Origin of the sequence: Pseudomonas fildesensis, from assembly GCF_001050345.1 — a bacterium.
GTDB classification, from domain to species: Bacteria; Pseudomonadota; Gammaproteobacteria; order Pseudomonadales; family Pseudomonadaceae; genus Aquipseudomonas; species Aquipseudomonas fildesensis.
On sequence record NZ_LFMW01000010.1, the window covers coordinates 1 to 21,549 of the forward strand.

Below are 21,549 nucleotides of genomic sequence, written 5' to 3' on the forward strand. Positions count from 1 at the left end.
AGTTTCTCTTGCACCGGCCCAAAGATGCGGCTGAAGCCGCGCGAATGGTGGATCAATCGGTGCAGATATATAACAGCGAGCGGCCACATCTATCGCTGAAATACAAAACGCCCGATGCGGTGCATCGGGCGTTTTGAGGCTGAAATGGGTGTAAACCTATTTCAGGACTAGACACAGTTAGAAATGCGCTGACGGGTCTGGCGCAATCGGGAGCAAGCCCCCTCCCACATTTGGACCGTATTTCAAATGATGGTTAGTGACGCTCTAGAGCATTCACGAGGTCGTGGAAGGCTTCGCGATTGGACTCGTTGAGCCCCATCAGGATTTTGTGCGCTTCCAGCACCTTGATCCGCACGACTTCCTCGGACTGGTCCTGGGACGGCAGGTCGGTGAGGCATTCCGGGCGCGGGATCGGGCGGTCAACGATGTTGAACACTTGATCGAAGCCCATGGACTGCAGCAGCCGGGTGATGTCTTCGTGGGTGGTGACGACGGTGGGCAACAGGCCGACCTTCTGCCGAGACAGAATGGACAATTTGGCCAACAGCCCAAGGGTGGTGCTATCGATGCTGCGGGTTTCTGTCAGATCGATCACGATCGCCGAGAAATTCAACGCTGTGAAAATCCGCTCAATCGTCGCATCCAGGGCCGAACACAAGGTCAGGCGCACTTCACCGACAAACTTCAGGACGAAGGTCCCGTCTTGCTCGGCGAATTGGATTCTTCCGGTACTCATCAAAGATTCCTGCTCAACACCAATAGGGCGATATCATCCGGCATCTCCCCTAGCGTGGCCAATCCAAAAACCTGCCGCAGACCATCCAGGCTGCCGCCCGCTGCCTTGACCCGTTGGGGCAAGGCGGCTTCTTTCTCTTTGAGTGTAGGCTCTGGAAGAAGGTCCAGGATACCGTCGGACATCAGCGTGAGGCTGAAAGTCGGCGGCAGTTCCAGGATGTGGTCTTCGTAGGTGGCTTCATTGAACAAGCCTACGGGCAGACCACGTCCTTCCAGGTAGCGCACACTGTCAGGAGTGTACAAAACCGGCATCGGCAGGTGACCGCCAATGCTGTAGGTCAAAAGACCGGTTTCTTCGTCTATCACGCCGCCGACCATCGTTACGTGCTTGCCCAGCTTGCAGCTGATCAAGCCCCGGTTAATGTGGCCCAGCACCTCGGAGGGGGTGAACTCCGGCAGGGTGCCATTGCGCCTGGATTCAAACAATAGCCGTGTGGTCATGAACTTCAACAACACGGTGACAAACGCTGAGGAAGCGCCATGGCCGGAAACGTCGGCCAGGTAGAACGCGACACGCCGCTCGTCTACGCGGAAATAGTCGACAAAGTCACCCGACAGGTACAGCGACGGGATGATCTGGTGCGCAAACTTGAACTCGTCGATGCTCCAGGGGCTGACCGGCAGCATGTTCATCTGCACCTGGCGACCGGCGTTCTGGTCTTCCTGGAGCAGGTTCAGGCTGGCTTCGAGTTCGCGGTTGGCGGTTTCGAGCTTTTCGCGGTAGCGCTGGTTTTCCAGCAGCAGGCGTGCGCGGTCCAGTGCACGACGCACCGAGTGCTCGAGCACTGCCAGGTCTTCCAGGGGCTTGATCAGGTAGTCAGCGGCGCCCAGGCGCAAGGCCTCGACGGCATCGTTCATCACGCCAGCACCAGACAAGACAATCACGGGGGTCTGCGGCGCGCGCTCGGTCACCTGGCGAATCAGCTCCAAGCCGCCCATCTGGGGCATGCGCAGGTCGCAGATCACGAGGTCGGGCGTGTCGCGCTCGAACACCTGGAGACCCTGTTGGCCATTGCTGGCCTGCAGGACACTGAAACCACTGTCTTCCAAATAGGCCGCGAGGCTCGCGCGCACTACTTCGTCGTCATCGATTATCAGCAGCGTGGCACTGGTTTTCTGCATGTGGGCAAACGGCGCCAGAATTAGGTTGGCGTAGGCGACTCGGCAAGGGCCGTGTTCACACTACTGGATTCGCTTTCTAGCCTCTCTGTCCTACAAAGCATAGGCTTTTTGCCCACGCACAACTGTAAAGCAGAGGTGCCCTTCTAAGGCGCAGACGGTACTCCCATCCGCCAGGTGTTTCAAGCTCATGCCGATGGTCGCCGGGCGTCTTTACATCGCAAATCGCCCGGAGTTATAAGAACCCTTAAAACCACAACACAATGTAAGGATGGAAGCTGTGAGCGAACACGAGCGCGATTACGCTGAAAAACGCGATTTCATCCGCATGCGAGTGGAGGCCGAGGTGTCTTTGATCTCCGCCGGGCAAGAAATTGCAGGGGTTTGCCTGGACCTTTCCAGCTCCGGCATGCAGGTACAAGCGCCCCGCCAGTTCAAGGAGGGTGACCTGCTGACCGTGCGCATCGATTCGGAGCATGCAGCTCTCAGGGGCCTGGAGGCGGACACTGAAGTGGTATGGACCAAAACCGTGGGCGACGAGCAGCAGCTGGGCCTCAAGATCCTGAAAATGCGCTGAAACCGGCGCACAAAAAAGGCGACCACTCGGGTCGCCTTTTTTCATTTCAAAACGTCACAGCTTAAAAGTCGTCGACGACCTTGCCGTCTTTTACCTTGAACTCGCGGTTCTGCAGGTAGGCGTTGCGGATAAACGTGTACTTGTCACCGGTGATCAGCTTCTCGCTGTCGAGCAGGCTGGCACGGGTGTCGACGATGTTCAGGCCCATGGTGCTGTTACGCCAGCCGATATCGTTCATGTAGCGGTACGGTTGGGCGTAGCTGTCCACGTACTTGGACGGCGCATCACGCAAGGTGCTTGGGCCCAGCAGTGGGAGCATCACGTAAGGACCGCTGCCGACGCCCCAGTAGCCGAGGGTCTGGCCGAAGTCTTCATCGCTGCGTTGCAGCCCCATTTTGGTGCCTACGTCGATAAAGCCGAGCACGCCGAAGGTGGTGTTCATCAGCAAACGGGCTGTGTCGACGCCAGCCGCGTGCGGCTTGAGCTGCAGCACGTTGTTGGCCAGGTTGCCGACATCGCCGATGTTGCGGAAGAAGTTGTGAACGCCGTCCTGCATGAATTGCGGGGTGACGAACTCATAGCCTTGGGCCAATGGCTTGAGGGCGTAGGTATCAACGGTGTCGTTGAAGGTGAAGATCGGGCGGTTGACGCTTTCCCATGGATCGTCTTCCGACGCAGCCTGTACGGCGAACGGTGCCAGCAAGACTGTGGCACACACCGACAGCTGAGCGAAGTAGTGGCTCCAGCGCATAGCTTTTGCTCCTTGAATGGTCTGTCATGGGCGCTATGCCCTGAATAAGGCTGTCAGTATATGACGGAAGTGTCGATTTAGGCAGCTGCCAGGATCTGACTTACAGCAAATGGACAAAATTCCTACAATTGCCAGCCGGTGTCATCCGATTGTCATCCTGCCTCGATAGCGTCACAGCTATTTCAGGGATGCCCAGATGCCTCATGCCGAGATTGCCGTCGCCACTGCCCCCGCCCTGACTGCCGTGTTGTTTGGCCTGAGTGGCTGCCTGGTGGATTTTGGTTCCCAGGCGCGTACCGATTCGCCCTCCCCGGCGTCCCAGGCCACACCGGGCGCGTTGAAGATTTTGCGCAGCCTCAAGGAGCAAGGCGTGCCCTGCGCCTGGCTGGACGAGCTGCCACCCTCAGTGACTACCCCGCTGGCCGCCGTGCTGCCCGACTGGCTCAAGGCCGCGTCTCCCTCCTCCATCCGCTGGCCCGCGCCGCATGCGTGCTGGCAAGCCTTGATGGAATTGAACATCGAACGTTTGGAAGGCTGCGTACTGGTCAGCGGCGAGCCGCGTTTGCTGCAATCGGGCCTGAATGCCGGGTTGTGGACCATCGGCCTGGCGTCCTGCGGTTCGCTCTGCGGCCTGGCGCCCGAGCCGTGGGAGGCGCTGACCGAGCAGCAGCGCGAGCACAAGCGCGGCAAGGCCACGGTGGCGCTGTATGGGCTGGGCGTACATTCGGTGATCGACCACCTCGGCGAGCTCGGCACCTGCCTGGCAGACATCAGCCTGCGCCAGCTCAAAGGCGAGAAGCCCTGATAGAGATCATGCACAGCCGGCGCCAGTGGATTAATCTACAGGTCATCCCGTAGACCTTTCGCGGCGTGCCGCGGTCTATGCCAGTGCCTATCGATAAAAGGAAGAACGTCATGCCTGATCGCAAAAAATTGGAAGAACAGGTCGAGATCCTGCGCGGGCAGCTGGACCAGAATCCGCCGCTGTCGGACGAAAAACGTGAAGCCCTCGAGGCCTTGATTGCCAAGTTCGAAGTGCAACTTGAACTGGAGCCCGCAACCCAGTCACCGAGCATCGCTGACGATGTGAACCGGGCGGTGGAAGGCTTCGAACTGGATCACCCAGGCATTGCGGGGACGCTGCGCAGTATCGTGATCACCCTCGGCAACATCGGCATTTAACCCGACCCTAAGCCAAGCACAGAACCAAAATGTGGGAGGGGCGGTGCGACGATTCGACTTGCTCCCTCCCACATGTGTTTTGTATAAAAGCTACTGGCGAGCCAGGCGCAGGTTCTGGAACTGCATGTCCTCAGTGCTGCGATACGGGTTGATATCCAATCCACCCCGCCGCACATACCGCGCATACACCGTCAATTTTTCAGGCTTCAGCAAACGCTGCAGGTCGAGAAAGATGCGCTCCACGCACTGCTCATGGAAATCCGAGTGCTGGCGAAAGCTCACCAAATACTCCAGCAGGCTGGCGTGATCCAGCTTTGAGCCCCGGTATTGCACCGCCACGCTGCCCCAGTCGGGCTGGCTGGTGACCGGGCAGTTGGATTTGAGCAGGTGGCTGTGCACGCTCTCTTCCACAATGCGTGAGTCATCACAACGCAGCAGTTCCGGGCGCGGGTGCTCGTAGTTGCTGACGCTGATGTCCAGGTCGTCGATGCACACGCCCGGCAGGGCCAGCACGCCTTCGGCTTCAACCTCGGCCAGGCTACGGATACGCACGCTCACCGGCTTGCCGGCGGCAGCGCTCAAGTCTGTACGCAGGGTGGCTTCCAGGCTTTGAGTATCGGTGAACGCGGTCTGGTTCAACGAGTTGAGGTACAACTTGAAGGACTTGGATTCGATGATGTTCGGCGAATCGGCCGGGATGCTGAATTCACCGATGGCCACCACCGGCTTGCCCGACGGCAGCAGCCAGGACAATTCGAAGCAGTTCCAGAAATCCACGCCTTTGTAGGGCAGGGTCTCGGCGCTCAGGCCCAGCTCGGCCCATTTGGCGGCGCGCGGAATCGGGAATAGCAACGATGGCGTGTAGGTGGAGATGTATTCACTGGACTTGCCCAGCGGCGAATGTTCGGCTGCGGGATGCATGGCGGAAACCTGGCTAAATAAACCCCGCCAGTCTACCAGCCTTTGCCCCCGCCTTTGCGCACCCGCCGCTTACTGGCTGACGTTGAGCTTGCCGACCATGCCCGCCTGGTAATGCCCAGGGAGGTTGCAGGCAAATTCCAGCCCGGTGGATTGGGTAAAGGTCCAGGTCAGTTCGGCAGTCTTGCCGGGCTCGACCAACACGCTGTTGGGATCGTCGTGTTTCATGCCGCCCATATCACCGTGGCCCATGGCGCTGTGGTCCATCTTGCCCATACCGGTCGCGGTGAGCATGCCACTGGCCTGCATCTGTAACATTTCCTTCTGGTGTTCGGCGTGCATCGCCGCGTCGCCCAGGTTGAATTCGTGGAGCAACTGGCCTTTGTTGACCAGCACAAAGCGCACGGTCTCACCGGCTTTTACGTCCAGGGACTTGGGTGAATAGGAAATATCCTGCAGCGTCACTTCCACGGTGCGTGTGGCCTTGCTCGCAGGTGCAGCCTGTCCAAACGCGTAGGTGTGGGCCGTGTCGGCCGCCGCGTTAAAGCTCAATGCCAACAGGCAGCCCGCCAACAACAGGGGGGTACGCAATGTCATCTCTCTCTCCAAAAATGTAGACCCGCTTGAGGAGCACTCTAAGAGGACGCCGCTGCCAGCCAGCTGACTGCTACATTACAACTTTGTCAGGTTGTGCCCTTACCCGGGCGCCCACGGTATAAAGCCCGTCGTGACCCGTTGCCCAGAGCTGCCCATGAAACTGCTGATCGTCGAAGACCAACCAAAAACCGGCCATTACCTGCGCCAGGGCCTGGCCGAGGCTGGCTTTACCACCGAACTGGTGGCCGACGGTACCACCGGCCAGCACCTGGCGCTGACCGGCGATTACGACCTGTTGATCCTCGATGTGATGCTGCCCGGTCGCGATGGCTGGCAGATCCTCCAGGCGGTGCGCAGTGCCGGCCTGGAGATTCCGGTGCTGTTTCTCACCGCCCGCGATGCAGTGGAAGAGCGTGTGCATGGCCTGGAACTGGGCGCCGACGACTACCTGATCAAGCCCTTCGCCTTTTCCGAACTGTTGGCCCGGGTGCGCAGCCTGTTGCGCCGTGGCAGCAGCACGCCGCAGGAAACCGCCCTGCAACTGGCCGACCTGCGCCTGGACCTGATTCGCCGCCGCGTCGAACGGGACGGGCAGCGCATCGACCTCACCGCCAAGGAATTCTCGCTGCTGGAGTTGCTGCTGCGCCGCCAGGGCGAAGTGCTGCCCAAGTCGCTGATCGCCTCCCAGGTGTGGGACATGAATTTCGACAGCGACACCAACATCATCGAAGTGGCGATCCGCCGCCTGCGCCTGAAAGTCGACGACCCCTTCCCCACTAAGCTGATCCACACCGTGCGCGGCATGGGTTATGTGCTGGAGGAGCGGTGCAATTGATCAAGCGCCTGTCCCTGGCCAGCCGCCTGGCGCTGTTGTTTGCCGCCTGCACGGCCGTGGTGTCGCTGCTCGCCGGTGTACTGTTCAACCAGGCCAGCGAGGCGCACTTTATCGAGCTGGACCAGCAACAGCTCGACAACAAATTGATAACGCTGCGCAGCACCTTGCAGGGCGTCGACTCAGCGAAGTCGTTCGCCCAGCGCGAAGCGCAACTGCGCGCCGAGCTCAATCGCCAGCCCGACCTTGCACTGCGCATCACCGCCGCTGGCCAGCGCTGGTTTGACACTGCGCCGAGCGTCAGCCTGCCCGCAGCCCCCGGCCTGCATAGCCTGCAAAACGCCGGCACCGACTACCGTGTGTACAACGCGCCGTTAATGGCGGGCCTACCCGACTCGCCGCAACTGAGCCTGATGCTCGACATCACCCACCACCAGCATTTCCTGCAACGCATGCAGCGTTTGATCTGGCTCACCGTTGGCCTCTCGGCCCTGGCCACCGCGCTGCTGGGTGCCTGGGCCGCGCGCAGCGGGCTGCGACCGTTGCGGCGCATGGGCGAAGTGGCCGCCGGTGTGTCGGCTCACTCCCTGACCCAGCGCCTGCCCCAGCAGCACATGCCGGTGGAACTGGCGGAACTGGCCCAGGCCTTCAACGCCATGCTGGGGCGGCTGGACGACGCGTTCCAGCGCCTCTCGGCGTTCTCGGCCGATATCGCCCACGAATTGCGCACGCCCCTGTCGAACCTGCTGACCCAGACCCAGGTCATCCTCACCCAGCCGCGCCCGCTGGAGGATTACCGCGAGGCGCTGCACAGCAACCTGGAAGAGCTGCAATGGATGGCGCAGTTGGTGAATGACATGTTGTACCTGGCCAAAGCCGACCACGGCTTGCTCATGCCCAAGCGCGAACCGTTGGTGCTGACGGATGAAGTGGAGGCGTTGCTGGAGTTCTATGCACTGCTGGCGGAGGACGCGCGGGTTTCGCTGATACGCGAAGGCAGCGCGCAAACGTCCGGCGACCGATGCATGTTGCGCCGGGCATTGTCAAATCTGCTGGATAACGCGCTGAGGTTCACCCCGGCGGGCGGCGAAGTGCGGGTACGGCTGGCGCAAGGCGCACGGGGCGTGACGTTGACGGTGGAAAACACCGGGGACGGTATCCCGGCGGAGTTGTTACCACGGTTGTTTGATCGGTTTTATCGGGCAGACCCGGCGCGCCATGAAGGCAGCAGCGAGCATGCGGGGCTGGGGCTGGCGATTACCCAGTCGATTGTGCGGGCGCACGGGGGGAGGATTTATTGTGAGTCTGCGGCGGGTTGGACAAGGTTTGTGATCGAGTTGCCTAGCTGATCGTTGATCGTTCCCACGCTCCGCGTGGGAATGCCGCCCTGGACGCTCTGCGTCCGCTCTTGAAGTCGTGACGCAGAGCGTCACAGGATGCATGCCCACGCGGAGCGTGGGCACGATCAGGTATTGTGGCGAGGGAGCTTGCTCCCTCGCCACAGTTGAACGATGGGTTACGAATATCTTAGGGCATGCGCCGGCTCAATCTTCGCCGCCCGATACGCCGGGTAAATAGTCGCCAAAAAGCTCAACACAAACCCCGCCGAGCAAATCAGCAACACATCCCCACCTTGCAGCTCCGAAGGCAAATTGCTGACGAAGTACACGTCCGAACTGAAGATATGCTGCCCGGTCACCCGCTCCAGCCAGCCCACCAACTCACTCACGTTCAGCGCTGCAATCACGCCCAGCACGCCGCCGATCAGCGTACCGACAATGCCGATCACCGTGCCCTGCACCATGAAGATCGCCATGATCTGCCGGGGCGTGGCGCCGATGGTGCGCAGAATCGCGATGTCCGCGCCCTTGTCGTTTACCACCATGATCAGCGTGGCGATGATGTTGAACGCCGCCACGGCGACAATCATCAGCAACAGCAGGCCGATCATGGTCTTTTCCATCTTCATCGCACTGAACAGGCTGCCCTGGGTGTGAGTCCAGTCATCGGGTTTGTAGGCAGCGCCCAGGCTGGCGGCGATATCCGCCGAGACCTTGGGCGCCGCGTACAGGTCTTTCACCGCCAGGCGCACGCTTTGCACCTGGTTCGGCTGCCAATGCTGAATTTCTGCAGCGTCGGCCATGTGGATCAAGGCCATGGAGCCATCCAGCTCGGCGCCGACCTTGAAGATACCCACCACGTTCAACCGCTGCATACGCGGGGTGATGCCGCCGGGGGCGGTGCTGATTTCCGGGACGATCAGGGTCAGCTTGTCGCCCACGTTCAGGCGAAAGCGCCGCGCGGTGATTTCGCCGACCACCACACCGAACTCGCCGGGTTTCAGGTCTTCCAGTTTGCCCTGCACGATATGCTGGGCCACGATCGAGACCTTGCCTTCCTGGGCCGGGTCGACGCCGCTGATCTCAATCGGCTGCATCGCGCCCTTGTAGGAGAACATGCCGTCCATCTGCGTGAACGGTACGGCGGCGGTCACTTCCGGATTTTTCATCGCAGCGGCGGCCACCGGCTGCCAATCGTCAATCGGGTTCACGCCGACGATGGTGGCGTGGGGCACCATGCCGAGGATGCGCGAGCTCATTTCGCGCTGGAAGCCGTTCATCACCGACAGCACCACGATCATCGCCAGCACGCCCAGGGCGAGGCCGATCATCGAGGTCATCGAGATAAACGAAACAAAACGGTTGCGGCGCTTGGCGCGGGTATAGCGCGTGCCGATGAAAATCGATAACGGTCTGAACATTCGCTTGCACCGCCTGAAAAAATGAAAAAGCCCGACGCATGGCGCCGGGCTTGAAACGGGTCAGATGGCGACCAGATGACCTTCCTGCAGGTGCAACACGCGGTCCATCTGCCGGGCCATGCTCATGTCATGGGTCACCACCAGGAACGCCGTGCGCATCTGGGTGCTCAGTTCCAGCATCAAATCCTTGATGCCCTGGGCGGTGTGGGAGTCGAGGTTGCCGGTGGGCTCGTCGAGCATCACCAGGCCCGGGTTGTTCACCAGGGCGCGGGCAATTGCCACACGCTGGCGCTCACCGCCAGACAATTCAGCCGGCTTGTGCTCCAGGCGGTGACCCAGGCCAACACGTTCCAGCAAGGCTTTGGCACGCTGGCGCGCTTGCGGGATCGCGGTCTTGCCGATCAACAGCGGCATGCACACGTTTTCCAGCGCGGTGAATTCCGGCAGCAGGTGGTGAAACTGATACACAAAGCCCAACGAACGGTTGCGCAGTTGGCCACGGGCCTTTTCATTCAAAGCCGACAACTCTTCACCGGCCAGCCACACGCTGCCCTGGGACGGCGTATCGAGGCCGCCCAACAGGTTGAGCAAGGTACTTTTGCCGGAGCCGGAACTGCCGACGATCGCCACGCGCTCGCCGGGGTGCAGTTCAAGTTGCAGGTTGGACAGCACCACAACCGATTCAGGGCCTTCCTCGTAGGATTTGCCCAGGTTGCGGCAGCTCAGGATTGCTTTTTCACTCATGCCCGATTCACTCATAACGTAAGGCCTGTGCTGGCTGGGTACGTGCCGCGCGCCAGGCTGGATACAGGGTGGCAAGGAAACTCAAGACCAACGCGGCGCCGCCCACCATCAGCACGTCCTGGGCCTGAACCTGGGACGGCAAGTAGTCGATGAAGTAGACGTCGGCGTTGAGAAACTTGTGGCCGATCAGGGTTTCGAGGCCGGCAATGGCGGCGCTGACCTTCAGCGCGGCCAAAATACCCACCGCCGTGCCGATCAAGGTGCCGACCACGCCGATCACGGTGCCCTGCACCATAAATATCGCCATGATCTGCCCCGGCGTGGCGCCAAGGGTGCGCAGGATCGCGATATCGCCCTTCTTGTCGTTCACCACCATCACCAGCGTGGAGATGATGTTGAACGCGGCCACGGCGACGATCAGCAGCAACAGCAGGCCGATCATGGCTTTTTCCATGCGGATGGCCTGGTACAGGTTGCCGTGGGTACGGGTCCAGTCGCGGGCGTAGTACTGGCTTTCACCCAGGTGCTGGGCGATTTCCCAGGCGCCGCGCGGTGCGTCGAACAGATCGTTGAATTTGAGGCGCAGGCCCTGCACCTGATCTGGCTGCCAGCGATGCAGGCGGGCCAGGTCGGTGAGATTGGTCAGGCCGAGGTAGCCGTCGATCTCGCCGGCGCCGACGTGGAACGTACCGACCACGGTAAAGCGTTTCATGCGCGGGAACATGCCGGCCGGGGTCACGGTGACTTCCGGGGCGACGAAGGTCAGCTTGTCGCCGATGCCCACGCCGAGCTTGGCCGCGGCCTTGTCACCGATCACGATGCCGAAGCTGCCGGGCGCCAGGTCGTCGAGTTTGCCCTGCAGCATGAACTTGTCGATGATCGAGACGTTGCGCTCCTGGGCCGGGTCGATGGCATTGAGCAGGATTTTCTGCACCTTGCCATCATTGGTCAGCAGCCCCTGCATCTGGGTAAACGGCGCGACGGCCAGTACCTTGGGGTTCTGCTTGACCTTGGCGGCCAGGCTTTGCCAGTCGCTGATCGGCTCACCAGACTCGATGGTCGCGTGGGGCACCATGCCCAGCACGCGGGTGCGCATCTCATGATCGAAGCCGTTCATCACCGACAGCACCACGATCATCACGACCACGCCCAAGGCGAGACCGATCATCGAGGTCAAGGAAATGAACGACACAAAATGATTGCGACGCTTTGCACGGGTATAACGCGTGCCGATAAATACGAAGAGAGGTCTGAACATGTCGGGGCTTGTTCGGAGGAAAAGAAGACGTCCCGGTGGCGGGGTCTGGTAAGCAGCTTTACACTCAGACCATTACCGTTACCTGGGGTTCGCCATGTCGACATTAGATGAAGAAGAGCGCCGCGAATACTACCGTATAGACGACATGATCGCACTTCAAATCAAAAGCCTGTCTGCCCCCGAAGCGGCGAGCAAGGAAGTGTTGCTGGATGATTCCCCACTCTTCAATTTGCTCAGTGAACTGCACCTGAGTGAATTCGAAGCCCAGCACCTGCTGCGCCAGCTCAGCGAGAAAGACCGCTCCCTGGCCGCCTTCCTCAGAGTGCAGAACAAACGCCTGGATCTGCTCAGCCAGATCATGGCCCGCGGCCTGCTGGATGAAGTCGGCGCTCCGCAACCGGTGATCATTTCCGAAGGCGGCATCGACTTCCAGCACCCTACCCGCCTGGCGCCCGACACCCACCTGGCGGTGAAGCTGGTGTTGATGCCCCAGGCACTCGGCCTGCTGCTGCGCGCGCGCGTCACCCACTGCGACCCCAAGGGCGACCGTTTTGACGTGGGCACAGAGTTCGAGTCCATGACCGATGCCCAACGCCAGCTGCTGGCACGCTATATCCTGCAAAAACAGGCCCAGGAACGGCGCCTGGCACGGGAACAAAGCGACGCCCAAGACACCTGAATTCGTATTTACCCCGCCGGACAACCTGGCGTAAAGGAGCAACTGTGACCCTGATTTACGGCCACCGCGGTGCCAAAGGCGAAGCACCGGAAAACACCCTGACCAGCTTCCAGGAATGCCTCAAGCACGGTGTACGCCGCTGCGAACTGGATTTGCACCTGTCCATGGACGGCGAGCTGATGGTCATCCACGACCCGACCCTCAAGCGCACCGCCGACCGGCGCGGCAAAGTCGTCGAGTATTCGGCGGCGGACCTGATGAAAATAGACGCACGCAAAGGTGGTCCCGGCTGGGTCAACCCCTGCCCGATCCCGCGTTTGGAAGAACTCTTCGAAAAGTGCGACTTCGATCACTGGCAACTGGAAGTCAAAAGCGCCTCGCGCACCCGCGCCGCGACCACCGTGCTGGCAATCCGGGAGATGGCCGTACGCTTTGGCATCATGGACAAGGTCACCGTGACCTCAAGCTCGCGGGAAGTGCTGAAAGCAGCGGTTGAACTCACCCCGGACCTGTCGCGCGGCCTGGTGGCCGAATACGCGTGGCTCGACCCGCTGAAGGTCGCGCAGAACTACGGCTGTGAGTATTTGGCGTTGAACTGGACGTTGTGCACCCCTGAGCGGCTGGAAAAAGCCCAGCGCCAGGGCTTGCACGTGTCCGTGTGGACAGTCAACGAACCTGCGCTGATGCGCAGGCTCGCCGACTTCGGCGTAGATAGCCTGATTACAGACTTTCCCGGTTTGGCCACTGCCACCCTCGAGAATTACTGAAATCGGTCTCCCCGGCCGGCTCAGGCCACCGGCCGGAGCCGCTCAAAAAAGCCGGTTGAGGCCGTCGTAGGCCGCTACCCGATAGGCTTCTGCCATGGTCGGGTAGTTGAACGTGGTGTTGACGAAATACTTGAGGGTATTTTGCTCACCCGGCTGGTTCATGATGGCCTGGCCGATGTGCACGATCTCCGACGCCTGGTAGCCGAAGCAATGCACGCCGAGGACTTGCAGGGTCTCGCGGTGGAACAGAATCTTCAGCATGCCTTGCGGCTCACCGGCGATCTGCGCACGCGCCATGCTCTTGAAGAACGCCTTGCCGACTTCATAAGGCACCTTGGCCTTGGTCAGTTCGTGTTCGTTCTTGCCGATCGAGCTGATCTCGGGAATCGTGTAGATCCCGGTCGGCACGTCGTTCACATAACGCCAGCTGCCGTTGTCGACAATGCTGCCAGCGGCCGAACGGCCCTGGTCATGCGCCGCACTGGCCAGGCTTGGCCAGCCGATCACGTCACCGGCACCGTAGATGTTGGTCACGCAGGTGCGGTAGTTCTCGTCCACCTCGATCTGGCCACGGCTGTTGACCTTGACCCCGACGTTCTCCATGCCCAGCTTGTCGGTGTTGCCGGTACGGCCGTTGCACCAGAGCAAGGCGTCGGCCTTGATCTTCTTGCCAGACTTCAAATGCAGGATCACACCGTTATCCAGGCCTTCGACCCGCTCGTACTCTTCGTTGTGGCGCACGGTGATGTTGTTGTTGCTGAAGTGGTAGCTCAACGCCTGGGAAATTTCCGAGTCGAGGAAGCTCAGCAACTGGTCACGGTTGTCGACCAGTTCCACCAGCACACCCAGGCCGCTGAAGATCGAGGCGTATTCACAGCCGATCACGCCGGCGCCGTAGATGATCAGTTTGCGAGGGGTGTGGCCAAGGCTGAGGATGGTGTCGCTATCGTAGATACGCGGGTGGTGGAAATCGATATCGGCCGGGCGATACGGGCGCGAACCGGTGGCGATAATGATGTGCTTGGCCACCAGCTTCTCGACCACGCCGTTGGCGCAGACCACTTCGACGGTTTGCTCGTCGGCAAAGCTGCCGGTACCGAAGAACAGGTCGACGCGGTTACGGGCGTAATAGCCGGTACGCGAGGCGACTTGCTTGGAGATGACTTTTTCTGCGCTTTTCAGCACGTCCGGGAACGAGAACCAGCGCGGCTCACCAATGGCCCGGAACATCGGGTTGGTGTTGAACTGCATGATCTGGCGCACCGAGTGACGCAAAGCCTTGGACGGGATGGTACCCAGGTGGGTGCAGTTACCGCCGACCTGGCGACGGCTATCGACCATCGCCACCTTGCGCCCTGCCTTCGCGGCGTTCATCGCCGCACCTTCTCCAGCCGGGCCGGAACCCAGTACCACCACGTCGTAGTTGTAGACAGCCATGCGTACTCCTCAGAACAGGCCAGGCGTACGGTTGGACGCCTGGCTAAATCATGCCGCGGCCAGCGGTCATGAAGGACAATTTGGCTCAAGTGTGTGAACCGGGGCACAGTCTATATAAGGCTCAACGCCGCGCACATTAACCCTTGGTCGCGTCGTAGGCCAGTTTTGCCTTTACTACACCACGCTGATTACGGTTTCACCGACGTCAGCACCTCGAACGCCTCGTTACTGCGTGTGACGAACCCAGCCCCGTCGCGCATCACAAAAAACGCCGCGATCCGATGCTGCTCGGCGTAGTCCCAGCCTTGCTGCGGCCCGAGCACCAGCAGCAGCGTCGACAAGCCATCGGCCATCAGCGCCGAAGGGTGCAATACGGTCACCGACGCCAGTTGATGGGTAATCGGCGCGCCGGTCCGCGCATCCAGCGTGTGGGAATAACGCCGACCATCCTGCTGGAAATAATTGCGATAGTCACCTGATGTGGAAACACCAAAGCCATCCACGTCGATGATTTTTTCGGCCACCTGCTGATCGTCGCGGGGTTCTTCCAGGGCGATGCGCCAAGGTGAGCCGTCAAGTTTGCGGCCGGCGGCCTTGAGTTCGCCGGTGGCTTCGACGAGGTAGCGGTGGATGCCCAGCTCAGTCAGCCGCTCGGCGATCCGATCCACCGCGTAGCCTGCGGCGATGCTGTTGAAGTCGACTTCGACGGCGGCGTCCTTGCACAGTTGATCGCCTTCTATACGCAGATGCTGATGGCCGACACGTTGGCGGACCTGTGCCAGGGTCGCAGCCTCCGGCACCTTGACCTCACGCGCCTGGGGACCGAAGCCCCACAGGTTGAGCAGCGGCTCGACGGTCAGGTCAAACGCACCGTCGCTGGCCTGGGACAGTTGTTCGCCAGTACGCACCAGGTGCAGGACAGGCGCCGGCACGGGTTGGCAGCTGTTGGCGGGCAGGTTATTGAAACGCTCGATGTCGGAGTCGTCGCGGTAGGTCGACATTTGTCGGTCAACCTCGCTCAGGATGCTTTCGACCTGACGCTGAAGCTCTTTTGGCTGCGGTGCACTTGTCGTCCTGACGTACTGGATCGAATACGTACTGCCCATGGTCGGGCCGCCAAAACGCTCCTGGGAGTCGCCGCCACACCCACTCAGCCACACACATCCCGAAACAACCGCCAGTAGCCGCAGGTTATCCATAAACCCAATCGCCTTTAAAATTTGCATTAACCTGTAGGCACTCACCGTTTCAGGACGAGCCATTATGCGGTATGCCGTTTTCTGTTTATTGCTGATGTTGTCGATCCCGGCGTTCGCCAATGAGGCGGATCGTCTCACCCAGGCCAATTTCCCGGCGCAGTCCCAGCAGTTGGTGTTGAAAAACCAGGCGGTGCTGACCTATCTCTGGGCGGATGTGTACGCAGCGGCGTTGTATGCCCCGGCGGGTTTGGGTGCCAAACAGGCCTGGGAGCAACAAAAGGCACTACGCCTTGTGCTGTATTACTTTCGCGATATCGACCGCAACGATGTGATCAAGGCCGCGAACGCCACCCTTGAGCGCCAGCAAGCCAGTGCCGGCTTGAAGCCTGAGCTGGAGCAGTTGCACGCCAGCTTTCGTAATATCCGCAGCGGTGATCGGTACGCTCTGGATTTTCGTCCGGGCCGTGGATTGAATCTGGAGATCAATGGCCAGGTGGTGTTCAGTAGTCGCAATGATGAGCTGGCGAGGGCTTACCTGGGTATCTGGCTGGCGCCCAAGGGTTTATCCGACAGTTTGCGTGACAAACTCCTCAACGACTGACATCACACTCCTACAGAAGCCAGACACAAAAAAGCCCCGAACCAGTCGGGGCTTTTTCATTCAGCGCAAAGGCTTAACGCGGGAACGCAGGCGGGTTAACCCCGGCCATGTCTTCCATCACGCGAACCACCTGGCAGCTGTAACCGAACTCGTTGTCGTACCAAACGTACAGTACAACGCGGTTGTCCTGGCTGATGGTCGCCTCGGCATCCACGACACCGGCGTGGCGCGAGCCAACGAAGTCGGTGGAGACCACTTCCTGGGAATTGACGAAGTCGATTTGCTTATGCAGATCGGAGTGCAGCGCCATGTAGCGCAGGTACTCGTTCATCTCTTCACGGGTGGCGGCTTTCTCAAGGTTCAGGTTGAGAATGGCCATCGACACGTTCGGCGTCGGTACACGGATCGCGTTACCGGTCAGCTTGCCGGCCAGCTCAGGCAGGGCCTTGGCAGCAGCGGTGGCAGCGCCGGTCTCGGTGATCACCATGTTCAACGCGGCGCTACGGCCACGGCGATCGCCCTTGTGGAAGTTGTCGATCAGGTTCTGGTCGTTGGTGTACGAGTGAACCGTTTCAACGTGACCGTTGATGATGCCGAACTTGTCGTTTACAGCCTTCAGCACCGGCACGATGGCGTTGGTGGTGCAGGACGCGGCGGACACGATCTTGTCATCAGCAGTGATTTCACCGTGGTTGATGCCGTGAACAATGTTCTTCAGCTTGCCTTTGCCAGGCGCGGTCAACACAACGCGGTCGATACCCGGGCAGGTCAAGTGCTGGCCCAGGCCTTCGGCATCACGCCATACGCCGGTGTTGTCCACCAGCAGGGCGTCCTTGATGCCGTACTGGGTGTAATCCACCTCGGTCGGGTTCTTCGCGTAGATCACCTGGATCAGGTTACCGTTGGCGGTGATGGTGTTGTTTTCTTCGTCGACGACGATGGTGCCGTTAAACGGACCGTGTACCGAGTCGCGACGCAGCAGGCTGGCGCGTTTGACCAGGTCGTTCTCGGCGCCTTTACGCACCACGATGGCACGCAGGCGCAGGCCGTCGCCGCCGCCGGTTTTCTCGATCAGGATGCGTGCCAGCAGGCGGCCGATACGACCGAAGCCGTAAAGCACCACGTCAGTGCCTTTGCGGGCTGCGGCGCTTTGCTGGCCAACCACATCGGCCATTTCTTCACGGACGAACTGCTCGGCAGTGCGGCCAGCGCCTCCCTTGCGGAATTTATAGGCCAGCTTGCCCAGGTCTACCGAAGCCGCGCCGAGCTTGAGCTCGCTCATGGCCTTGAGCAGGGGGAATGTTTCGTGGACGGAGAGTTCGCTGTCGTCGGCAGAACGATGGCGAGCAAAGCGATGCGCCTTGAGAATCGCGATGACTGACTGGTTGATCAGGCTGCGGCCATAGATCGAGCTCACCACATTGTTATTGCGGTACAGCTGACCGATAAGCGGGATCATCGCTTCTGCGAGTGCTTCACGGTCGATCCATTCACCAAGACACTGGTCGGGCTTCTGAGTCACGGGAACCTTCCACATGTAGGGGCTGAAAAAAGGGGCTACATTATGCCGCCCGACCGCCCTAGGAGCAATGCGCGTCCCACAACAAAAACCCCTTGCCAAAAAATGCCACCCCTCTGCAGCCCAGTAAATACGCGGGTTCCAGAAAGCCACTAGTGGAGCGACCAAGGCGACTTGTCCGTAACTCTCCGAAAACCTCGGGCTTTTCGGCACTACATAATGAGTCAAAAGCCCCCTTTGTTTGTCTTAGCCACTACATTTCCTACAAACCGTAATAGGCTCAGTCAGCAACTGACAGGCGGCACCTCGGGCCGTTACAATTACCGACTTTGTCGCAACGCTTGGAGCTCAACCTTCCGTGCCCGTTCTGCGTCTACCGATTCTCCCTGCTGCGGCAGGTAAACAGCACTGGGGCAACCTGCCCGGTGCAGCCCTGAGCCTGGCCATTGCCGAGGCTGCCAGCGCAGCCAAGCGCTTTACCCTGCTGCTCACCGCCGACAGCCAAAGCGCCGAGCGGCTGGAGCAGGAGCTGAGCTTCTTCGCCCCCGATTTGCCGGTGCTGCACTTTCCCGACTGGGAAACCCTGCCCTACGACCTGTTTTCGCCGCACCAGGACATCATTTCCCAGCGCATCGCCAGCCTGTACCGTCTGCCGGAACTGGCTCACGGTGTGCTGGTGGTGCCGATTACCACGGCCTTGCATCGTTTGGCGCCGACCAAATTCCTGCTGGGCAGCAGCCTGGTGCTGGATATCGGCCAGAAGCTCGACGTGGAGCAGATGCGCACGCGCCTGGAAGCCAGCGGCTACCGCTGCGTCGACACCGTGTACGAACACGGCGAATTCGCCGTGCGCGGTGCGCTGATCGACCTGTTCCCGATGGGCAGCAAGTTGCCGTACCGCATCGACCTGTTCGATGACGAGATCGAAACGCTGCGTACCTTCGACCCGGAGAACCAGCGCTCCATCGACAAGGTGGACTCGGTCAAGCTGCTGCCGGCGCGGGAATTCCCGCTGCAAAAAGACGCGGTGACTCGCTTCAAGGCGCGCTTTCGCGAGCGCTTCGACGTGGACTTCCGCCGCTGCCCTATCTTCCAGGACTTGAGCAGCGGGATTACACCGGCCGGTATCGAGTACTACCTGCCGCTGTTCTTCGACGAAACCTCCACCCTCTTTGACTACCTGCCTCAGGACACACAAGTGTTCTCGCTGCCGGGCATCGAGCAGGCGGCGGAGAACTTCTGGAACGACGTGCGCAACCGTTATGAAGAACGCCGCGTCGATCCCTCCCGTCCTTTATTACCGCCCGCCGAACTGTTCCTGCCGGTGGAAGACTGCTTCGCGCGCCTGAAAAACTGGCCCCGCGTGGTCGCCAGCCAACAGGACGTGGACGCAGGCAGCGGCCGCGAGCGCTTCCCTGCGGCTACCCTGCCGGATTTGGCGATCCAGGCCAAAGCCACGCAACCGCTGGAAGCACTGTCGACTTTCCTCGGTGACTTCCCCGGCCGCGTGCTGTTTACCGCCGAATCCGCCGGCCGCCGCGAAGTGCTGCTGGAACTGCTGGAACGCCTGAAGCTGCGCCCGAAAACCGTCGACAGCTGGCCGGACTTCGTCGCGAGTAAAGAACGCCTGGCGATCACCATCGCGCCACTGGACGAAGGCCTGTTGCTGGACGACCCTGCCCTGGCGCTGATTGCCGAGAGCCCGTTGTTCGGTCAGCGCGTGATGCAGCGTCGCCGCCGTGATAAACGTGCCGACGCCAACAACGACGCGGTGATCAAGAACCTCACCGAGCTGCGCGAAGGCGCGCCGGTGGTGCATATCGACCACGGTGTCGGCCGCTACCTGGGCCTGCAGACCCTGGAGATTGACAACCAGGCCGCAGAATTCCTCACCATGGAATACGCCGAGGGCGCCAAGCTCTACGTGCCAGTGGCGAGCCTGCACCTGATCGCGCGCTACACCGGCAGCGACGACGCCTTGGCGCCGTTGCACCGCCTGGGCTCCGAGACCTGGCAGAAAGCCAAGCGCAAGGCCGCCGAGCAGGTGCGCGACGTCGCCGCCGAATTGCTCGACATCTATGCCCGCCGTGCCGCGCGCGAAGGTTACGCCTTCGCCGACCCGAAAGCCGACTACGCGACCTTCAGCGCCGGCTTCGCCTTCGAAGAAACCCCGGACCAGCAAACCACCATCGAAGCGGTGCGCGCCGACATGCTCGCGCCCAAGCCGATGGACCGCCTGGTGTGCGGCGACGTAGGTTTCGGCAAGACCGAAGTGGCGATGCGCGCCGCGTTTATTGCGGTGCACGGTGGCAAGCAAGTGGCGATCCTGGTGCCGACCACCCTGCTCGCCCAACAGCACTACAACAGCTTCCGCGACCGCTTTGCCGACTGGCCGGTGAGCGTGGAAGTGATGAGCCGCTTCAAGTCCGCCAAGGAAGTGAATGCCGCCGTCGCCGACCTCGCCGAAGGCAAGATCGACATCGTGATCGGCACCCACAAGCTGTTGTCGGACGATGTGAAGATCAAGAACCTGGGCCTGGTGATCATCGACGAAGAACACCGCTTCGGCGTGCGTCAGAAAGAACAGCTGAAGAACCTGCGCAGTGAAGTCGACATCCTCACCCTCACCGCCACGCCGATTCCGCGCACGCTGAACATGGCGGTGTCGGGCATGCGCGACCTGTCGATCATCGCCACGCCGCCGGCACGCCGCCTGTCGGTGCGCACCTTCGTGATGGAGCAGAACAAAAGCACGGTCAAGGAAGCGCTGCTGCGCGAACTGCTGCGCGGCGGGCAGGTGTACTACCTGCACAACGATGTGAAAACCATCGAGAAATGCGCCGCCGACCTCGCCGAACTGGTGCCGGAAGCACGCATCGCCATCGGCCACGGGCAGATGCGCGAACGCGATCTCGAACAAGTGATGAGCGACTTCTACCACAAGCGCTTCAACGTGCTGATCGCCTCGACCATCATCGAGACCGGCATTGACGTGCCAAGCGCCAACACCATCATCATCGAGCGCGCCGACAAGTTCGGCCTGGCGCAACTGCACCAGTTGCGCGGCCGCGTCGGGCGCAGTCACCACCAGGCGTATGCCTACCTGCTGACGCCGCCGCGCCAACAGATCACCTCCGATGCGGAAAAGCGCCTGGAAGCGATCGCCAACACCCAGGACCTCGGCGCCGGTTTTGTGCTGGCCACCAACGACCTGGAAATCCGCGGCGCCGGCGAATTGCTCGGCGACGGTCAGAGCGGGCAGATCCAGGCCGTGGGTTTCACCCTGTATATGGAGATGCTCGAGCGCGCGGTGAAAGCCATCCGCAAGGGCGAGCAACCGAACCTTGACCAACCGTTGGGCGGCGGTCCGGAAATCAACCTGCGCTTGCCGGCCCTGATTCCCGAAGACTACCTGCCGGACGTGCATGCGCGGCTGATCCTGTACAAGCGCATCGCCTCGGCCACCGACGAAGAAGGCCTCAAGGACCTGCAGGTGGAGATGATCGACCGCTTCGGCCTGTTGCCCGAACCGACCAAAAACCTGGTGCGCCTGACCCTGCTCAAATTGCAGGCCGAGCAACTGGGCATCAAGAAGGTCGACGCCGGGCCGCAGGGTGGGCGTATCGAATTCGAAGCGCAAACCCCGGTCGACCCGCTGGTGCTGATCAAGCTGATCCAGGGCCAGCCCAACCGCTATAAGTTCGAAGGGGCTACGCTGTTCAAGTTCATGGTACCGATGGAACGTGCCGAAGAACGCTTTAATACCTTGGAAGCGCTGTTTGAGCGCCTCATCCCGAAATCCGCTTGAAGGAC

At 60.8% G+C, this 21,549-nt stretch carries 21 protein-coding genes; 10 read left to right on the forward strand and 11 right to left on the reverse strand.

What is annotated here, in order from left to right; all coding sequences use genetic code 11:
- Positions 1-137 (forward strand): integrase core domain-containing protein (locus ACR52_RS29495; protein ID WP_152687630.1); only part of this gene is annotated, 137 nt, incomplete at its 5' end.
- Positions 138-253: 116 nt separating this feature from the next.
- Here ACR52_RS29495 and rssC read toward each other — a convergent pair.
- Complete coding sequence (gene rssC, locus ACR52_RS15415; RefSeq protein ID WP_048725657.1) at positions 254-736, reverse strand: anti-sigma factor antagonist RssC; 483 nt, start codon at positions 734-736, stop codon at positions 254-256.
- Positions 736-1,917 (reverse strand): two-component system response regulator RssB, encoded by a 1,182-nt coding sequence (gene rssB / locus ACR52_RS15420; protein ID WP_048725659.1) that lies wholly within the window; start codon positions 1,915-1,917, stop codon positions 736-738. The genes rssC and rssB overlap by 1 nt, the downstream gene beginning before the upstream one ends.
- Positions 1,918-2,194: 277 nt before the next feature.
- Between rssB and ACR52_RS15425 the strand changes: the two genes are divergently transcribed.
- Positions 2,195-2,491, forward strand: coding sequence for a PilZ domain-containing protein (locus tag ACR52_RS15425; RefSeq protein WP_048725663.1), 297 nt, complete (start codon positions 2,195-2,197; stop codon positions 2,489-2,491).
- 61 nt (positions 2,492-2,552) lie between these two features.
- Here ACR52_RS15425 and ACR52_RS15430 read toward each other — a convergent pair whose 3' ends face one another.
- Positions 2,553-3,242: an MlaA family lipoprotein gene (locus tag ACR52_RS15430; RefSeq protein ID WP_048725666.1), complete on the reverse strand. Its 690-nt coding sequence runs from the start codon at positions 3,240-3,242 to the stop codon at positions 2,553-2,555.
- A 196-nt stretch (positions 3,243-3,438) separates the two neighbouring features.
- Between ACR52_RS15430 and ACR52_RS15435 the strand changes: the two genes are divergently transcribed.
- On the forward strand, positions 3,439-4,047 hold the full coding sequence (locus ACR52_RS15435) for a hypothetical protein (protein ID WP_048725670.1): 609 nt from the start codon (positions 3,439-3,441) through the stop codon (positions 4,045-4,047).
- A gap of 110 nt (positions 4,048-4,157) precedes the next feature.
- On the forward strand, positions 4,158-4,424 hold the full coding sequence (locus tag ACR52_RS15440) for a DUF4404 family protein (protein WP_048725672.1): 267 nt from the start codon (positions 4,158-4,160) through the stop codon (positions 4,422-4,424).
- Between the two features lie 90 nt (positions 4,425-4,514).
- Here the strand turns inward: ACR52_RS15440 and queF are convergent, their stop codons facing one another.
- Complete coding sequence (queF, locus tag ACR52_RS15445; RefSeq protein WP_048725675.1) at positions 4,515-5,345, reverse strand: NADPH-dependent 7-cyano-7-deazaguanine reductase QueF; 831 nt, start codon at positions 5,343-5,345, stop codon at positions 4,515-4,517.
- Positions 5,346-5,414: 69 nt separating this feature from the next.
- Positions 5,415-5,939 (reverse strand): copper-resistant cuproprotein CopI, encoded by a 525-nt coding sequence (copI, locus tag ACR52_RS15450; RefSeq protein WP_048725678.1) that lies wholly within the window; start codon positions 5,937-5,939, stop codon positions 5,415-5,417.
- A gap of 154 nt (positions 5,940-6,093) precedes the next feature.
- Between copI and ACR52_RS15455 the strand changes: the two genes are divergently transcribed.
- Positions 6,094-6,774: a heavy metal response regulator transcription factor gene (locus ACR52_RS15455; protein ID WP_048725681.1), complete on the forward strand. Its 681-nt coding sequence runs from the start codon at positions 6,094-6,096 to the stop codon at positions 6,772-6,774.
- A complete protein-coding gene (locus tag ACR52_RS15460; RefSeq protein WP_048726031.1) occupies positions 6,771-8,120 on the forward strand; it encodes a heavy metal sensor histidine kinase in 1,350 nt (449 codons plus the stop codon). The genes ACR52_RS15455 and ACR52_RS15460 overlap by 4 nt, the downstream gene beginning before the upstream one ends.
- A 167-nt stretch (positions 8,121-8,287) precedes the next feature.
- On the opposite strand, the gene ACR52_RS15465 is transcribed toward ACR52_RS15460, so the two are convergent.
- Genes ACR52_RS15465 through ACR52_RS15475 form a run of 3 tightly spaced genes read right to left on the reverse strand, consistent with a single transcriptional unit; the run spans position 8,288 to position 11,534 of the window.
- Positions 8,288-9,532, reverse strand: a complete 1,245-nt coding sequence (locus ACR52_RS15465; RefSeq protein WP_048725683.1) for a lipoprotein-releasing ABC transporter permease subunit — start codon at positions 9,530-9,532, stop codon at positions 8,288-8,290.
- Positions 9,533-9,592: 60 nt separating this feature from the next.
- A complete protein-coding gene (gene lolD, locus ACR52_RS15470) occupies positions 9,593-10,276 on the reverse strand; it encodes a lipoprotein-releasing ABC transporter ATP-binding protein LolD (protein ID WP_165448107.1) in 684 nt (227 codons plus the stop codon).
- Positions 10,277-10,283: 7 nt separating this feature from the next.
- A complete protein-coding gene (locus tag ACR52_RS15475) occupies positions 10,284-11,534 on the reverse strand; it encodes a lipoprotein-releasing ABC transporter permease subunit (protein ID WP_048725687.1) in 1,251 nt (416 codons plus the stop codon).
- A gap of 94 nt (positions 11,535-11,628) precedes the next feature.
- Between ACR52_RS15475 and ACR52_RS15480 the strand changes: the two genes are divergently transcribed.
- Together ACR52_RS15480 and ACR52_RS15485 are read left to right on the forward strand one after the other, a co-directional pair.
- Entirely contained in the window at positions 11,629-12,213 is a 585-nt protein-coding gene (locus tag ACR52_RS15480) for a PilZ domain-containing protein (RefSeq protein WP_048725690.1), read from the forward strand.
- 44 nt (positions 12,214-12,257) lie between these two features.
- Positions 12,258-12,980, forward strand: coding sequence for a glycerophosphodiester phosphodiesterase (locus ACR52_RS15485; RefSeq protein ID WP_048725691.1), 723 nt, complete (start codon positions 12,258-12,260; stop codon positions 12,978-12,980).
- A 42-nt stretch (positions 12,981-13,022) separates the two neighbouring features.
- Here ACR52_RS15485 and sthA read toward each other — a convergent pair whose 3' ends face one another.
- Both sthA and ACR52_RS15495 read right to left on the reverse strand, forming a co-directional pair.
- A complete protein-coding gene (sthA, locus tag ACR52_RS15490) occupies positions 13,023-14,417 on the reverse strand; it encodes a Si-specific NAD(P)(+) transhydrogenase (protein WP_048725694.1) in 1,395 nt (464 codons plus the stop codon).
- A gap of 188 nt (positions 14,418-14,605) precedes the next feature.
- Positions 14,606-15,616 carry an FAD:protein FMN transferase gene (locus ACR52_RS15495; RefSeq protein WP_048725698.1) on the reverse strand — a complete coding sequence of 337 codons (1,011 nt, stop codon included), beginning with the start codon at positions 15,614-15,616 and terminating at the stop codon, positions 14,606-14,608.
- 64 nt (positions 15,617-15,680) lie between these two features.
- Here ACR52_RS15495 and ACR52_RS15500 point away from each other — a divergent pair, with 64 nt between their 5' ends.
- Positions 15,681-16,217: a chalcone isomerase family protein gene (locus ACR52_RS15500; protein ID WP_048725700.1), complete on the forward strand. Its 537-nt coding sequence runs from the start codon at positions 15,681-15,683 to the stop codon at positions 16,215-16,217.
- A gap of 73 nt (positions 16,218-16,290) precedes the next feature.
- On the opposite strand, the gene ACR52_RS15505 is transcribed toward ACR52_RS15500, so the two are convergent.
- Positions 16,291-17,754 (reverse strand): glyceraldehyde-3-phosphate dehydrogenase, encoded by a 1,464-nt coding sequence (locus tag ACR52_RS15505; protein ID WP_048725702.1) that lies wholly within the window; start codon positions 17,752-17,754, stop codon positions 16,291-16,293.
- 340 nt (positions 17,755-18,094) lie between these two features.
- Here ACR52_RS15505 and mfd point away from each other — a divergent pair, with 340 nt between their 5' ends.
- On the forward strand, positions 18,095-21,544 hold the full coding sequence (gene mfd, locus ACR52_RS15510) for a transcription-repair coupling factor (protein ID WP_048725705.1): 3,450 nt from the start codon (positions 18,095-18,097) through the stop codon (positions 21,542-21,544).
- The last annotated feature ends 5 nt before the right edge of the window (positions 21,545-21,549 follow it).

Excerpts from the sequence above, each read along its gene's own strand:
- rssC (WP_048725657.1), bottom strand. The coding sequence starts at position 736 with ATGAGTACCGGAAGAATCCAATTCGCCGAGCAAGACGGGACCTTCGTC.
- rssB (WP_048725659.1), bottom strand. The coding sequence starts at position 1,917 with ATGCAGAAAACCAGTGCCACGCTGCTGATAATCGATGACGACGAAGTA.
- ACR52_RS15430 (WP_048725666.1), bottom strand. The coding sequence starts at position 3,242 with ATGCGCTGGAGCCACTACTTCGCTCAGCTGTCGGTGTGTGCCACAGTC.
- ACR52_RS15435 (WP_048725670.1), top strand. The coding sequence starts at position 3,439 with ATGCCTCATGCCGAGATTGCCGTCGCCACTGCCCCCGCCCTGACTGCC.
- ACR52_RS15440 (WP_048725672.1), top strand. The coding sequence starts at position 4,158 with ATGCCTGATCGCAAAAAATTGGAAGAACAGGTCGAGATCCTGCGCGGG.
- queF (WP_048725675.1), bottom strand. The coding sequence starts at position 5,345 with ATGCATCCCGCAGCCGAACATTCGCCGCTGGGCAAGTCCAGTGAATAC.
- copI (WP_048725678.1), bottom strand. The coding sequence starts at position 5,939 with ATGACATTGCGTACCCCCCTGTTGTTGGCGGGCTGCCTGTTGGCATTG.
- ACR52_RS15455 (WP_048725681.1), top strand. The coding sequence starts at position 6,094 with ATGAAACTGCTGATCGTCGAAGACCAACCAAAAACCGGCCATTACCTG.
- ACR52_RS15465 (WP_048725683.1), bottom strand. The coding sequence starts at position 9,532 with ATGTTCAGACCGTTATCGATTTTCATCGGCACGCGCTATACCCGCGCC.
- lolD (WP_165448107.1), bottom strand. The coding sequence starts at position 10,276 with ATGAGTGAAAAAGCAATCCTGAGCTGCCGCAACCTGGGCAAATCCTAC.
- ACR52_RS15475 (WP_048725687.1), bottom strand. The coding sequence starts at position 11,534 with ATGTTCAGACCTCTCTTCGTATTTATCGGCACGCGTTATACCCGTGCA.
- ACR52_RS15480 (WP_048725690.1), top strand. The coding sequence starts at position 11,629 with ATGTCGACATTAGATGAAGAAGAGCGCCGCGAATACTACCGTATAGAC.
- sthA (WP_048725694.1), bottom strand. The coding sequence starts at position 14,417 with ATGGCTGTCTACAACTACGACGTGGTGGTACTGGGTTCCGGCCCGGCT.
- ACR52_RS15495 (WP_048725698.1), bottom strand. The coding sequence starts at position 15,616 with ATGGATAACCTGCGGCTACTGGCGGTTGTTTCGGGATGTGTGTGGCTG.
- ACR52_RS15500 (WP_048725700.1), top strand. The coding sequence starts at position 15,681 with ATGCGGTATGCCGTTTTCTGTTTATTGCTGATGTTGTCGATCCCGGCG.
- ACR52_RS15505 (WP_048725702.1), bottom strand. The coding sequence starts at position 17,754 with ATGTGGAAGGTTCCCGTGACTCAGAAGCCCGACCAGTGTCTTGGTGAA.